Origin of the sequence: Nocardioides palaemonis, assembly GCF_018275325.1 — a bacterium.
Lineage (GTDB): Bacteria > Actinomycetota > Actinomycetes > Propionibacteriales > Nocardioidaceae > Nocardioides > Nocardioides palaemonis.
Genome location: NZ_JAGVQR010000001.1, coordinates 1,077,588 through 1,090,309, shown reverse-complemented (window position 1 = coordinate 1,090,309; position 12,722 = coordinate 1,077,588). Strand labels below are relative to the sequence as shown.

14 protein-coding genes and 1 pseudogene are annotated in these 12,722 nt (G+C 73.1%); 6 read left to right on the top strand and 9 right to left on the bottom strand.

Annotated elements, in window-relative coordinates; all coding sequences use genetic code 11:
• Nucleotides 1-6: 6 nt before the first annotated feature.
• Together KDN32_RS05290 and KDN32_RS05285 are read left to right on the top strand one after the other, a co-directional pair.
• Nucleotides 7-1,170 carry a sensor histidine kinase gene (locus KDN32_RS05290; protein ID WP_211731027.1) on the top strand — a complete coding sequence of 388 codons (1,164 nt, stop codon included), beginning with the start codon at nt 7-9 and terminating at the stop codon, nt 1,168-1,170.
• Nucleotides 1,167-1,817 (top strand): response regulator, encoded by a 651-nt coding sequence (locus KDN32_RS05285; RefSeq protein ID WP_211731026.1) that lies wholly within the window; start codon nt 1,167-1,169, stop codon nt 1,815-1,817. The genes KDN32_RS05290 and KDN32_RS05285 overlap by 4 nt, the downstream gene beginning before the upstream one ends.
• 35 nt (nt 1,818-1,852) lie before the next feature.
• Here the strand turns inward: KDN32_RS05285 and KDN32_RS05280 are convergent, their stop codons facing one another.
• Nucleotides 1,853-2,647, bottom strand: coding sequence for an MBL fold metallo-hydrolase (locus tag KDN32_RS05280; RefSeq protein WP_307853738.1), 795 nt, complete (start codon nt 2,645-2,647; stop codon nt 1,853-1,855).
• Complete coding sequence (gene murI / locus KDN32_RS05275; RefSeq protein WP_211731025.1) at nt 2,644-3,462, bottom strand: glutamate racemase; 819 nt, start codon at nt 3,460-3,462, stop codon at nt 2,644-2,646. The genes KDN32_RS05280 and murI overlap by 4 nt, the downstream gene beginning before the upstream one ends.
• Before the next feature lie 104 nt (nt 3,463-3,566).
• Here murI and KDN32_RS05270 point away from each other — a divergent pair, with 104 nt between their 5' ends.
• The gene (locus tag KDN32_RS05270) at nt 3,567-4,625 is read left to right on the top strand and encodes an alkaline phosphatase family protein (RefSeq protein WP_211731024.1); all 1,059 of its coding nucleotides are present in this window, start codon (nt 3,567-3,569) and stop codon (nt 4,623-4,625) included.
• Here the strand turns inward: KDN32_RS05270 and KDN32_RS05265 are convergent.
• Nucleotides 4,609-5,235 (bottom strand): DUF3152 domain-containing protein, encoded by a 627-nt coding sequence (locus KDN32_RS05265; protein WP_211731023.1) that lies wholly within the window; start codon nt 5,233-5,235, stop codon nt 4,609-4,611. The two genes, KDN32_RS05270 and KDN32_RS05265, sit on opposite strands and share 17 nt — an antisense overlap.
• Before the next feature lie 92 nt (nt 5,236-5,327).
• Here KDN32_RS05265 and KDN32_RS05260 point away from each other — a divergent pair.
• Nucleotides 5,328-6,243: pseudogene (locus KDN32_RS05260) on the top strand (IS5 family transposase).
• A gap of 10 nt (nt 6,244-6,253) precedes the next feature.
• Here KDN32_RS05260 and KDN32_RS05255 read toward each other — a convergent pair.
• The 3 genes from KDN32_RS05255 to KDN32_RS05245 are packed head-to-tail and all read right to left on the bottom strand — an operon-like array spanning nt 6,254 to nt 7,927.
• The gene (locus KDN32_RS05255; RefSeq protein ID WP_211731022.1) at nt 6,254-7,204 is read right to left on the bottom strand and encodes a PLP-dependent cysteine synthase family protein; all 951 of its coding nucleotides are present in this window, start codon (nt 7,202-7,204) and stop codon (nt 6,254-6,256) included.
• A gap of 10 nt (nt 7,205-7,214) precedes the next feature.
• Nucleotides 7,215-7,490 (bottom strand): MoaD family protein, encoded by a 276-nt coding sequence (locus KDN32_RS05250; RefSeq protein WP_211731021.1) that lies wholly within the window; start codon nt 7,488-7,490, stop codon nt 7,215-7,217.
• Nucleotides 7,490-7,927 (bottom strand): M67 family metallopeptidase, encoded by a 438-nt coding sequence (locus KDN32_RS05245; RefSeq protein ID WP_211731020.1) that lies wholly within the window; start codon nt 7,925-7,927, stop codon nt 7,490-7,492. Before KDN32_RS05245 ends, KDN32_RS05250 begins: the two co-directional genes overlap by 1 nt.
• Nucleotides 7,928-8,011: 84 nt before the next feature.
• Between KDN32_RS05245 and KDN32_RS05240 the strand changes: the two genes are divergently transcribed.
• Nucleotides 8,012-9,259 (top strand): MFS transporter, encoded by a 1,248-nt coding sequence (locus KDN32_RS05240; protein WP_211731019.1) that lies wholly within the window; start codon nt 8,012-8,014, stop codon nt 9,257-9,259.
• Between the two features lie 19 nt (nt 9,260-9,278).
• Here the strand turns inward: KDN32_RS05240 and KDN32_RS05235 are convergent, their stop codons facing one another.
• From KDN32_RS05235 to clpS, 3 genes are read right to left on the bottom strand one after another with little or no spacing between them, the layout of a single operon-like run.
• A complete protein-coding gene (locus KDN32_RS05235) occupies nt 9,279-10,484 on the bottom strand; it encodes a DUF429 domain-containing protein (protein ID WP_211731018.1) in 1,206 nt (401 codons plus the stop codon).
• A gap of 10 nt (nt 10,485-10,494) precedes the next feature.
• A complete protein-coding gene (locus KDN32_RS05230; protein ID WP_211731017.1) occupies nt 10,495-11,085 on the bottom strand; it encodes a DUF2017 domain-containing protein in 591 nt (196 codons plus the stop codon).
• A 2-nt stretch (nt 11,086-11,087) separates the two neighbouring features.
• Nucleotides 11,088-11,384 (bottom strand): ATP-dependent Clp protease adapter ClpS, encoded by a 297-nt coding sequence (gene clpS / locus KDN32_RS05225; protein ID WP_211731016.1) that lies wholly within the window; start codon nt 11,382-11,384, stop codon nt 11,088-11,090.
• A 26-nt stretch (nt 11,385-11,410) separates the two neighbouring features.
• On the opposite strand from clpS, the gene KDN32_RS05220 reads away from it, so the two are divergent.
• The gene (locus tag KDN32_RS05220; protein ID WP_307853736.1) at nt 11,411-12,712 is read left to right on the top strand and encodes a nicotinate phosphoribosyltransferase; all 1,302 of its coding nucleotides are present in this window, start codon (nt 11,411-11,413) and stop codon (nt 12,710-12,712) included.
• Nucleotides 12,713-12,722 lie beyond the last annotated feature (10 nt).

The window sequence follows — 12,722 nt, the reverse complement described above, 5'->3', positions numbered from 1 at the left end:
GACCGCGTGGACCCCCGCCCCGAGCCCGCCGAGACGCAGCCTGCGCTGACCCGGTGGTCGCACGCCTGGCGCTACGCCCTCTGCGGGCTGATCTCCGCGATCGTGTGGGGTCCGGTCGCCGCCGCCGAGTGGCGCGAGCAGCCCGGGCTGTTCACCGTCGAGCTCGCCCTGGGGGTCGCGTCCTATGTCGCGGTCTGGTTCCGGCGCGCCGCCCCGGTGCCGGTCGCGGTCACCGTCGCGGTCATGAGCGCGCTGTCCGGCATCGCTGCGGGTCCGGCCACCCTGGCCGCGGTCTCCGTCGCCACCCGACGCGTGGTCTGGCAGGTCGCGCTGGTGGGCGTGGTCAACGTCGTGGCGGCCCAGACCTACGCGATGGTCGCCCCGTTCGCACGCAGCGACCCGACGATCTCCGTCCTCGTCGTGCTCGCCGTCAACGCGGCGATGATGGGCTGGGGCCTCTACCTCGGGTCGCGCCGCGAGCTGATGTGGAACCTGCGCCGCCGTGCCGAGCGGGCCGAGACCGAGCAGGACCTGCGCCTGGCCCAGGCGCGCACCACCGAGCGCGCGCGCATCGCGCGCGAGATGCACGACGTGCTCGCCCACCGCATCACCCAGGTGTCGATGCACGCGGGAGCGCTGGCGTTCCGCGACGACCTCGACGTCACCCGGCTGCGCGCCGGCCTCGAGCAGATCCAGGGGCAGGCCAACGACGCCCTGCGCGAGCTGCGCGACGTCCTCGGCGTGCTGCGCGAGGACGGCCACGGGTCGCAGCCCGCACAGCCCCAGCCGACCTACGGCGACATCGCGACGCTCGTCGCGGAGGCACGCACGCTGGGGCTCGACGTCGACTTCGCCGACGACGTCGACCGCTCCACGCCGGTCCCGCCGGCGACCGGCCGCACGGTCTACCGCATCGTGCAGGAGGGCATCACCAACGCCCGCAAGCACGCTCCCGGGAGCGTCGTCGCGATCCGCTCGAGCGGCGACCCCCGCAGCGGCATCACGGTGCGGCTGGCCAACGCCGTGGCGCACCGCTCGTCGGCCGCCCCGGGAGCCGGGCTCGGGCTGGTCGGGCTGCGCGAGCGCGCCGAGCTGCGTGGCGGCCGGCTGGACCAGCACACAGACGGTTCGACCTTCGTGCTGGAGGCGTGGCTACCGTGGGCGGCGTGATCCGGGTCCTGCTCGTCGACGACGACCCCCTCGTGCGCTCGGCGCTGTCGCTCATGCTCGGCGGGCAGACGGACATCGAGGTCGTCGGCGAGGCCGGCGACGGCCAGACCGGCGTCGACCTGGTCGCCGCGCTCGACCCCGACGTCGTCCTGATGGACATCCGGATGCCCGGCATGGACGGGCTCGAGGCCACCCGGCACATCCACTCCCGCGAGTCGCCGCCGTCCGTGGTGGTGCTCACGACGTTCGACGCCGACGAGCACGTGGTCAGCGCCGTGGCCTCGGGGGCCGACGGCTTCCTGCTCAAGGACACGCCGCCCGGCGACATCGTCGGCGCGATCCGTACGGTCGCAGCCGGCGACGCGATGATGTCGCCGTCGGCCACCCGCAGCCTGGTCTCCCGACTGCGGCGCGGGTCGTCCTCCGACCGGTCGGCGGTGGCGGCCCAGCGGCTGACCGTGCTCACCGAGCGCGAGCTCGAGGTCGCGGTGTGCGTGGGCCGCGGGCTCAGCAACTCCGAGATCGCCGCGGAGCTCTACCTGTCGATCCCGACGGTGAAGTCACACGTGTCGCGGCTGCTCACCAAGCTCGGCGCCACCAACCGCGTGCAGGTGGCGATGGTGGTCCACGACGCCGGGCTCGTCTGAGCCTCCGTCTCCGCCGGCCGAGGGCCGGCGGGGCGTCAGACGTCGTACGTCGCGCCCGCGCGCGCCAGCTCGACCGGCCCGTCCCAGGTCGCGCGCGCCTCGGCCTCCGCGACCGCGGGGTCGTGCCACGGCGGCACGTGGGTCAGCACCAGCCGACCGACGCCGGCCACCCCGGCGGTGCGCCCGCAGTCCGAGCCGGTCAGGTGCAGGTCCGGCGGGTTGTCGGCGCGCGACTCGAAGGACGCCTCGGCCAGCAGCAGGTCGGCGCCCTGCGCGACGCGGTCGAGCGCCGGGCACGGGCCGGTGTCGCCGGAGTAGACGAGGGTGCGGCCGTTCGCGCCGATCCGCAGGGCGTACGCCACGACCGGGTGCACCACCTCGTGGGCCTCGACGCGGAACGGGCCTACCTCGACGGCGGTCGCGGGGTCGGGGTGCTCGCGGAAGTCGAACTCCTCGGTCATGCCGGGGTCGGCCGGCAGGTCGTAGGCCCGCGCCATCCGCTCCGCGGTGCCGGCGGGACCCCAGACCGGGATGCGCGGCTGCGGCCCCGTGGGGTGGTACTTGCGCATCACGTAGTAGCCGCACAGGTCGAGGCAGTGGTCGGCGTGCAGATGGCTGACGAACACGGCGTCGACCGCGAGCGGGTCGACGTAGCGGTGCAGCTGGCCGAGCGCGCCGTTGCCGAGGTCGACCAGGATCCGCCAGGTCCGGGTCTGCCCGGCCGCGTCGGTGTGGTCGGCCTCCAGGAGGTACGAGCTCGCGGGCGAGTCCGGACCGGGGTAGGAGCCGGAGCAGCCGACGACGGTCAGCCGCAGCCCGGGCGCGCTCACCGCAGGCCCCCGGCGAACTGCGTGGCGCTCAGCAGCTCGGAGCCCAGGAAGCGCCGGCCGACGGTGGCGAAGTCCTCCGGGCTGCCGGTGGTGGAGAACGTGTAGGCCGGGTCGCCGCCGGCGCGCATCAGCCCGGTGCGGACGAGCATCTTGTAGACGTCCTTGGCGCTCTCCTCCGCCGAGCTCACGAGCGTGACGGCGTCGCCCATGACGTAGGAGATGACGCCGGTCAGCAGCGGGTAGTGGGTGCACCCGAGGACGAGGGTGTCGACCTCCGCCTCGACCAGCGGGTCGAGGTAGTCGTGGGCCGCGGCGAGCAGCTCGTCGCCGCCGGTGACGCCCTGCTCGACGAAGTCGACGAAGCTCGGGCAGGCGCGGATGTGCAGGTCGATCTGGGGCGCGGCGGCGAACGCGTCGTCGTAGGCCATCGAGCTCGCGGTCGCGCGCGTGCAGATCACGCCGACGCGGCTGTTGCGGGTCGCGGCGGCCGCCCGCCGCGCGGCAGGGAGGATCACCTCGACGACCGGCACGTCGTAGCGCTCGCGGGCGTCGCGCAGCATCGCCGCGCTGGCGGAGTTGCACGCGATGACGAGCGCCTTCACGCCCTGGTCGTAGAGGTGGTCGAGGCACTCGAGGGCGTACTCGCGCACCTCGCCGATCGGCTTCTGGCCGTAGGGCTGGCGGGCGGTGTCGCCGAGGTAGACGACCGACTCGTGGGGCAGCTGGTCGATCACGGAGCGCGCGACCGTCAGGCCGCCGAACCCGGAGTCGAAGATGCCGATCGGGGCGTCGGCGTCGGCGGAGGGGGTCGGCACAGGTCAGAGGCTAGGCGAACGGCCGGTCCGGGGTCACGCGGTCCGCGACGTCGGTCCGGTCACACCGCCGGTGGCGACCGCCACCCTCGGGTTAGGGTCGAGCGGTGAACCGTCGACACCTCGTGGCCACGACCGCCCTCTCCCTGCTGGCCGGCGCCGGCGTCGTCCTGGTGGGCGGCCCCGCCTCCAGCGACCCCGATGCCGGACCCGCCCCGCGGGTGGTCGAGCAGGCGTCGCGCGACCTGGTCGGCGACTCCGACTCGGTGCTCGCCATCTCGATCGACGGCATGAGCGTGGCGGCGGTGGAGAAGCTCGGGCGCAAGCAGCTGCCGAACCTCTACCGCTTCATGCGCGCCGGCGCCTCGACGACCAACGCCCGCACCGAGCGGGAGATGACCGTCACCCTGCCCAACCACACCGGCATGGTCACCGGGCGTCGCATCGAGGCCGCCACCGGCGGCCACGGCGTGACGTGGAACGACGACCGGCTCACCCCGCCCACCGTGCAGGCCGCGGCCGGGCACGACGTCGGGTCGGTCTTCACCGCCGTCCACGACGCCGGCGGCTCCACCGCGCTGTTCGCGGCGAAGACCAAGTTCAGCCTGTGGGACCGCTCGTGGCCCGACGCCATCGACCGCACCGTGATCGACCTGGACAACTCGGCCCTCGTCGACCAGCTCGTCGACGACCTCGCCACCGAGCGCGACTTCCGCTTCCTCCACCTCTCGCCGCCCGACGCCGCGGGCCACGAGCACGGCTGGATGTCGAAGCAGTACCTCCGGGCCGTGCGCCGGTCGGACAAGCTCGTCGGCCGCGTCGTGAAGGCCGTCAACGCCGACCCCGCGCGCAAGGCCGGCACCACGATCATCCTGACCAGCGACCACGGCGGCCACGGCCCGTCGCACAGCGACGTGCGCGAGCTCGACAACTACCGCATCGTCTTCATGGCGCGCGGCTCCGCCGTCGACCGGGGCGTCGACCTCTACGAGATCAACCCGGCCTACAAGAACCCCGGCAAGCGCCGCACCACCTACACCCAGCGCCGCCAGCCGGTGCGCAACGGGATGGTCGCCAACCTCGCCCTCGACCTGCTCGACCTGCCGGCCGTGCCCGACAGCGAGCACGACGTCGACCAGGACCTGCGGCTCACCGCCGCCCCCTGACCGCCGCTGCCTCCCCGTCCAGCGGCCACGGGTTGAACCGGCAGGCGCCGGTGCCCTTGGACTGCTGCATCATCACCGGCGCCGGCCCGCCCCCGGGTGGGCAGGACGCGTGGCCGCGGCCGAGCCAGTGGCCGGTCTCGTGGTTGACGACCATGTGGCGGTAGTCGCGCAGCGAGCGGCGGGCGGCGTTCCACGCCGGCGAGGCGTGCTTCCACCGCTCCTGGTTGATGATCACGTAGCGACCGACCCGGCACGACCACATCGACGAGCAGCTCGACGAGAACGACGGCACGAGCGCGGCGGACGACAGCACGAGCGTGAAGTCGCCCCCGCGCGGCACCCGGCGGAACTCCACGCCTGCCCACCGCCAGCCGCGCGGGTCGTCGAAGGTCTGCTGGGCCTGGCGGCGGAACACCGCCAGCGAGGTGGTGATCCGGCCGCGGGTGGTCACGGAGTACGTCACGCGGCGGCGTACGGGCTGGCCGTAGCCCTCGCCCGTCTGCGGCTCGTCGACGGTCGTGCGATGACCGGCGTCGGCGGTCGCCGCGACCGGCAGGAGGGACAGGACGAGCGCGGCCAGCACGAGGACCGCCCGGGGGGCGCGGGTCATGGGGCGAGCGTAGGGCCCCGGAGTCGGTCGTGGGGTCGCGTCCTAGGGCGTGTCTCCCAAGTCCGGGCTGGTAGGGCTGTTTTGATGCGGTCATGTCTCGCGAACGGGTCCTGACCGACGCTCAGTGGGAGCGGATCGCGCCGTTCATGCCGTCGACGGACGGCGTGAAGTCCCGGCCCTTCCGCGACCACCGCCAGGTCGTCGAGGGCGTGATCTACCGCTTCCGCACCGGCATCGCATGGCGCGATCTCCCGTCATCCTTCGGGCCATGGCAAACGGTGTGGAAGCGCCACCACCGCTTCTCCACCGACGGCACATGGGACAAGATCCACGCCCGCCTCCTCGCCGAGGCAGACGCCGCAGGCGACATCGACTGGATGGTCAGCGTGGACTCCACCATCAACCGCGCCCACCAGCACGCCACCACCCTGCGCCGCGTCGAGGAGCCCGCCGGCCGCCGCGCCAAGCACGACACAGGGGGCTGATTCGAACTACAAGAATCCGCGGGAAGAACCACCCGATCACGCCCTGGGCCGTTCTCGCGGAGGCTTGTCGACGAAGATCCATCAACTCGTCGACGGCCGCGGACGACCACTCGTGGTCAACCTGACGCCCGGCCAAGCCGGCGACTCGCCAATGCTGAAACCGATGCTGGCACAGCTCGCGATCAAGCGCCTCGGACCAGGCCGTCCCCGGACCCGCCCCGATGCACTGCTGGGCGACAAGGCGTACTCCTCCCGCGCGATCCGGACCGAGCTCCGCACCCGCGGGATCAAAGCCGTGATCCCGCAGCCCTCCGATCAGATCCGGCACCGCAAGAACCGCGGATCCGCGGGCGGCAGGCCTCCAGGCTTCGACGCCAAGACCTACAAGGGACGCAACGTCATCGAACGGTCCTTCAACGACCACAAGCAATGGCGCGGGATCGCCACCCGCTACGACAAGCTCGCAACCGTCTACCGAGGAGCGGTCGTCCTACGAGCCATCACCATCTGGCTCGCGACTTAAGAGACACGCCCTAGGCCCAGAGCTGGCCGTCGAGGCGGTCCTCGGCCTCGTCGACGGTGCCCTCGTAGGCGCCGGTCGAGAGGTACTTCCACCCGCCGTCGCACACCACGAACGCGATGTCGGCGCGCTCCCCCGCCTTGACCGCCTTGGCCGCCTGGCCGAGCGCGGCGTGCAGGATCGCGCCGGTGGAGATGCCGGCGAAGATGCCCTCGAGCTCGAGCAGCTCGCGCACCCGGCGCACCGCGTCTCGTGGACCGACGCTGAAGCGGGAGTCGATGAGCGAGGCGTCGTAGAGCTCCGGCACGAAGCCCTCGTCGAGGTTGCGCAGGCCGTAGACCAGCTCGCCGTAGCGCGGCTCGGCGGCCACGATCCGCACCTCGGGCCTGGCCCGGCGGAAGAACCGGGAGACCCCGGTGAGGGTGCCGGTGGTGCCGAGGCCGGCCACGAAGTGGGTGATGCCGGGCAGGTCGGCGAGCAGCTCGGGGCCGGTGCCCTCCTCGTGGGCGAGGGCGTTGGCGTCGTTGCCGTACTGGTAGAGCATCACCCAGTCGGGGTGCTCCCCGGCGATCTGCTTGGCGACGCGCACGGCCTCGTTGGAGCCGCCGGCCGCGGGCGAGGACACGATCTCGGCGCCCCACATCCGCAGCAGCTGGCGCCGCTCCTCCGAGGTGTTCTCGGGCATCACGCACACGATGCGGTAGCCCTTGAGCTTGGCCGCCATCGCGAGCGAGATGCCGGTGTTGCCGCTCGTCGGCTCCAGGATCGTGCAGCCGGGACGCAGCGTGCCGTCCTTCTCGGCCTGCTCGATCATCCGCAGGGCCGGGCGGTCCTTGATCGAGCCGGTCGGGTTGCGGTCCTCGAGCTTCGCCCAGAGGCGTACGTCCGGGCTCGGCGAGAGCCGCGGCAGCCCCACGAGCGGGGTGCCGCCGACCGAGGCGAGGAGGTCGTCGTAGCGGGTCATCGCGAGGGGGTCACGCCCCGCCGGCGACCGCCGGGAGCACGACGACCTGGTCGCCGTCGCTGAGCTCGGCCTCGAGGCCGCCGATGAAGCGGACGTCCTCGTCGTTGACGTAGACGTTGACGAAGCGGCGCAGGTCGCCGTTGTCCACCAGCCGGTCCTTGATGCCGGGGTGGTTGCCGTCCAGGTCGTCGATCAGGGCGGTCAGGGTCGCGCCGGACGCCTCGACCGACTTCGCGCCGTCGGTGTAGGTGCGGAGGATGGTGGGGATGCGGACCTCGATGGCCATCAGGGGGTGCTCTTCTCTGTAGGCGTGATCGTGACGTCCTCTTCGGTCACGACTCCGTCGATGATTCTGTAGGACCTGAACTCCACCGGGCCGTCACTATTCCCGCCCTCGCGTGTGCTGACGAGCACGTAGTGGGCGTTCGGCTCGCTGGCCAGCCCGATGTCGGTGCGGCTGGGATAGGCCTCGGTGGCGGTGTGGGAGTGGTAGACGACCACCGGCTCCTCGTCGCGCGCGTCCATGTCCTTGTAGAGCGCGAGCAGCTCGGTGGAGTCGAACTCGTAGAACGTCGGGCTGCCGGCGGCGTTGACCATCGGGATGAACCGCTCGGGACGGTCGCTGCCCTCGGGGCCCGCGACGACGCCGCAGGCCTCGTCGGGGTGGTCGCGGCGGGCGTGCGCGACGATCGCGTCGTGGATGTCCTGGGGGATGGTCAGCACGCGGCGAGTGTAGGTCGCGGAAGCGAGTTGACCGGACCACGTCCCACCAGATAAATCTTGACGTCAAGAGTTCTGGGGGTATGCATGTCCGTCGTCCCGCCGCCGCTGACCCGGCACGGCATCCCGCTCGAGCGCGACCTGCGGGTGCTGGCGCTGGGGTCGTTCGCCAACCGTTTCGGCGCCGGTGCGGTGATGACCACGAGCGCCCTCTACTTCACCCGCCAGGTCGGCTTCTCCGCCGCCGAGGTGGCGCTCGCGATGTCGGTGGCGGCGGTCGTGGGCATCGTGGTCCAGGTGCCGGCCGGGCACCTCGGTGACACGCGCGGCCCGCGGCGGGTGCTGACCTGGGCCATGGTCGGCGCGGCGGCCACCAGCGCGCTGCCGGTGCTGGCCCGCTCGCCGTGGCAGCTGGCCCTGCTGCTCGGCCTGCTGGCCCTCTTCGAGCGGTCGGCCGGATCGGTGCAGCAGGGCGTCATCGCGCAGCTGGCGACCGGCGGACGCGGCGTGCTGTTCAAGGCCTACCTCCGCGCGGTCACCAACACCGCGATCGGCCTCGGGTCGGTCTTCGGCGGGGCTGCCCTGGTGATCGACGAGGCGTGGGCCTACGTCTCGGTCTTCGTGCTCAACGCGGTCTTCACCGCCTTCGCGGCGTGGAACACCACCCGCCTGCCCGACCTCCCGCCCTACGTCCGGATCGAGGGCGAGCCGCGCCTGGCCGTGCTCCGCGACGTGCCGTACGTCGTCGTGACGGCGATCACCGGCCTGTTCGCGGTGCACTTCTTCGTCATGGACATCGGCCTCGCGCTCTACATCTCCCAGCGCACCGAGGCGCCACCGGTGATGGTGGCGATCCTGCTCATCCTCAACACCGCGTGCGTCGCGCTCTTCCAGGTCCGGCTCTCGCAGCGCGCCGACTCGGTCGAGGCGGGTGCGCGCGCCCTCGTGCGCGGCGCGGTGTGGATCGCCGCCGGCTTCGCGATCGTGGCGCTCGCCGACCGCGGCGACGCGACCGTCGCGATCGTCGTGCTCGTCGTCGGCTCACTGGTCCACGTCGTCGGCGAGATGATCGGCTCCGGTGGCCAGTGGGGCCTGCAGATGGGCCTGGCGCCGCACGAGAAGCAGGGCCAGTACCAGGGCTTCGCCGGCCTCGGCTTCAGCGTGGTCGCGGTGATCGGCCCGCCGGTCGTGACGTACCTCTGCGTCGACCTCGGCGAGGTCGGCTGGCTGGTGCTGGCCGGCCTGATGCTCGCGATCGCGCTCGCCTCGGTCCCGGTCTCGCGCTGGGCGCTGGCCAGCCGTGGGCGCTACGGCGTGCTGACCCACTCCGGCTGACCCGGCGGTCGGTCGGCGGTCAGACGCGGATGGCCGACGCGATGCCGTCGGAGAACACCTCGGGGGTCGCGGGGTACGCCTCGGAGACCCCGAGCGCGTGCCGCACCGCCGACCACGCGGCCGCGCAGGCGTCGAGCAGGTCGTCCTCGCCGAACCCCGCCCCGCGGAACCACGGCGGCGCGACGATCCCGTGGGCGGCGAGCGCCTCGCGGCGGTCGGCGACCCCGGCGGCGTCCTTCTTCGACGCGGCGATCGGCGCGCCGGCCATCCGGGCGAAGCTCAGCTCGGGGTGCACCTCGACCACCGTCGCGCCCGGGCGGCCGCGCACCCACGCGTCGACCTGCAGCACCTTGGCCCGCAGCGCGTAGGCCTGCGCACTGACGCTCGTACGTCCGTCGGTGGCGGCGAGGTTGGCCTCGCGGGCCTCGGCGTAGGTCTCCGCCTCGAGCGCGGCGCGGGTCGGCGTGGAGAACAGCGACGACGCCTTGCCGACCAGCTCGCGCCGGGCCTCGGCGTCGGCCCGGCGGCCACCCGAGTCGGGCAGGCCGATCGGGATGTCGATCGCGACGACAGCGACGTCGTGCCGCTCGCGGACCAGCCCGACCAGGCCCGCGATGTCGGGGGCGACGTGCACCGAGGACCGGAGGTCGGTGTCCAGCACGACGCCGACCCAGCCCGCGGAGCAGGCGTCGACCCCGAGGGCGGGCGCGGGCGGGAGGAGCACCGGCGGCGGCTCCGGGAGGTCGTCGGGCGGGGCGACGAACCGGGCGGCCGGCTCGTCCGCGAGTGCTGCCTCGATCCGCGCGCGCATCACCTCGGCCATCGGCGGCAGCGACCCCACGGGGTACCAGCGCACGTCGCTCGACTCGTCGTCGGCGACGTGGGCCTCGCCCTCGACCCAGGTGCAGGCGAAGGTGAGGTCGAGGTAGGACGCGCGGTCGCCGTTGGCGTGCACGATCTCCCCGTGGGCCGACGTCGAGACCAGCCGGTCGACCCGGATCCGGACGCCGGTCTCCTCCAGCGCCTCGCGGGCGGCCGCGACCGCCGGCTCCTCGCCGGGGTCGACGATGCCCGTGACCGGCGTCCACGCACCGTTGTCCGAGCGCCGGACCAGCAGGACCTGGTCGCCGCGGCGCACGACGGCGGTGACCCCCGGCAGCCAGAGCAGGTGGTCGGGGCCGACCTTCTCGCGCAGCGCGAGCACGAAGTCGGGGACCGGGGTCATCGGGCCGCGGTCATCGGGTCAGGGCCTCGACCAGCGTCTCCTGGAGGTAGCCGACCCACTCGTAGATGTCGTGCGCCTGGGCGCGGGGGTCCTCGTCGGGCAGGGAGTGCCAGTAGTGCTCGTCGTCGGCCTCGACGCCGAGCCGGGTGGCGAGGGCCAGGCGGATGTCGGTGAAGGCGCGCATCCAGGTCTCGGCCGACGGCGCGTCCAGCTCGACGTCGATCACCAGGCCGTCCTCGGTGAGCTCGGGCGGCAGGCCACCCTCCTCGAGGGTGTCGATGACCAGCCCCGCCGCGGCGGCCTTGCCGTCGCGCAGGCGACCCTCGGTGAACCGGCGGAAGTCGCCGGCCGCCTCCTCGTCGTCGGTGTAGGCGGTCGGGAAGAGCCGGGCGAGGACCGGGTCCTCGGGGATCGTGGTGGCGCCGGAGAACTCCGACATGAGCGCCTCGAACGGGTCGGCGGCGGGCGCCGCGGGCTCGGCCCGCTCGTTGCGCAGCAGCTCGACCATCTGCGAGGCCAGCGAGCGCAGCAGGTCGGCCTCGAAGCCGGTGAAGGTGGCGACCACGCGCTCGGTCCGCGTGTCGCGCTCGAACCCGCTCATCGTCAGGAGGCCTTCTCCATGGTCGCCCAGAGCCCGTACTCGTGCATGGCCTGCACGTCGCGCTCCATCTCCTCGCGCGTGCCGGTCGACACCACCGACTTGCCGTCGGTGTGCACCTCGAGCATCAGCTTCTCGGCCTTGGCCTTGTCGTAGCCGAAGTACTTCTGGAAGACGTAGGACACGTAGGACATGAGGTTGACCGGGTCGTCCCAGACGAGGGTGACCCAGGGCTTGGACAAGAACGTGATCTCGTCCGGCGCCCGGGTCGGTTCGACCTCGACGGGGCTGGCGGCAGACACGGGGCCATGGTGGCACAGTGTCGGTCGTGACGAGCCCTCCCCGTCCCTCGACGGCGCTGCTGACCGACCACTACGAGCTCACCATGGTGCAGGCCGCCCGGCACTCGGGCACGGCCGAGCGCCGATCGGTCTTCGAGCTCTTCCCGCGCCGGCTCCCCGAGGGGCGCCGCTACGGCGTGGTCGCCGGTGTCGGGCGGGCCCTGGACGCGATCGAGTCGTTCCGCTTCGATCCCGCGGCCGTGGCGTCGCTGGAGGGCGTGGTCGGCCCCGACACGCTCGAGTGGCTGGCGGCCTACCGCTTCTCCGGCGACGTGTGGGGCTACCCCGAGGGCGAGGTCTACCTCCCCCACTCCCCCGTGCTCGTCGTCGAGGGCACGTTCGCCGAGGCGGTGTTGCTGGAGACCGTGCTGCTGTCGATCTACAACCACGACTCGGCGATCGCGTCGGCCGCCTCGCGGATGACCCTCGCCGCCGCCGGCCGCCCGTGCATCGAGATGGGCTCGCGCCGCACCCACGAGCAGGCGGCCGTCGCCGCGGCGCGGGCGGCGTACGTCGCGGGTTTCGACGCCACGAGCAACCTGGCCGCCCGGCAGCTCTACGGCGTCCCGACCACCGGCACCGCGGCACACTCGTTCACGCTCCTGCACGACAGCGAGCGGCAGGCCTTCACCGCGCAGGTCGAGACCCTGGGCGTCGGCACCACGCTGCTCGTCGACACCTACGACGTCGCCGAGGCGGTGCGGCTCGCCGTCGAGGTCGCCGGCACCTCCCTGGGCGCCGTGCGCCTCGACTCCGGTGACCTCGCGCTCGTGGCGCGCGACGTGCGCCGCCAGCTCGACGACCTCGGCGCGACCGCGACCCGGATCGTGGTGACCAGCGACCTCGACGAGCACGCCATCGCCGCGCTCGCCGCTGCACCGGTCGACGCGTACGGCGTCGGCACGCAGCTGGTCACCGGCTCCGGCCACCCGACCTGCGGGTTCGTCTACAAGCTGGTGGCCCGGGAGGGCGACGACGGCGCGATGGTGTCGGTCGCGAAGCGCTCGACCGACAAGGCGTCCGTCGGCGGCCGCAAGTACGCCCTGCGCCGGCGCTCGGCCTCCGGCGTGGTCGAGGCCGAGGTCGTCGGGATCGGCACCGCGCCGGCGGACGACGGCGACGACCGGGCGCTGCTCGTGCCCCTCGTGGAGGGCGGTGAGGTCGTCGGCCGCGAGCCCCTCGACGCGGCCCGTGCCCGGCACCGCGCGTCGGTCGCCGAGCTGCCCCGCGCGGTCACCATGATGTCCGCGGGCGAACCGGTGGTGCCGACGCTGTTCGTGCAGGAGTGAGCACCGTCGG

Excerpts from the sequence above, each read along its gene's own strand:
- KDN32_RS05240 (WP_211731019.1), top strand. The coding sequence starts at position 8,012 with ATGTCCGTCGTCCCGCCGCCGCTGACCCGGCACGGCATCCCGCTCGAG.
- KDN32_RS05265 (WP_211731023.1), bottom strand. The coding sequence starts at position 5,235 with ATGACCCGCGCCCCCCGGGCGGTCCTCGTGCTGGCCGCGCTCGTCCTG.
- KDN32_RS05230 (WP_211731017.1), bottom strand. The coding sequence starts at position 11,085 with ATGAGCGGGTTCGAGCGCGACACGCGGACCGAGCGCGTGGTCGCCACC.
- KDN32_RS05255 (WP_211731022.1), bottom strand. The coding sequence starts at position 7,204 with ATGACCCGCTACGACGACCTCCTCGCCTCGGTCGGCGGCACCCCGCTC.
- KDN32_RS05250 (WP_211731021.1), bottom strand. The coding sequence starts at position 7,490 with ATGGCCATCGAGGTCCGCATCCCCACCATCCTCCGCACCTACACCGAC.
- KDN32_RS05235 (WP_211731018.1), bottom strand. The coding sequence starts at position 10,484 with ATGACCCCGGTCCCCGACTTCGTGCTCGCGCTGCGCGAGAAGGTCGGC.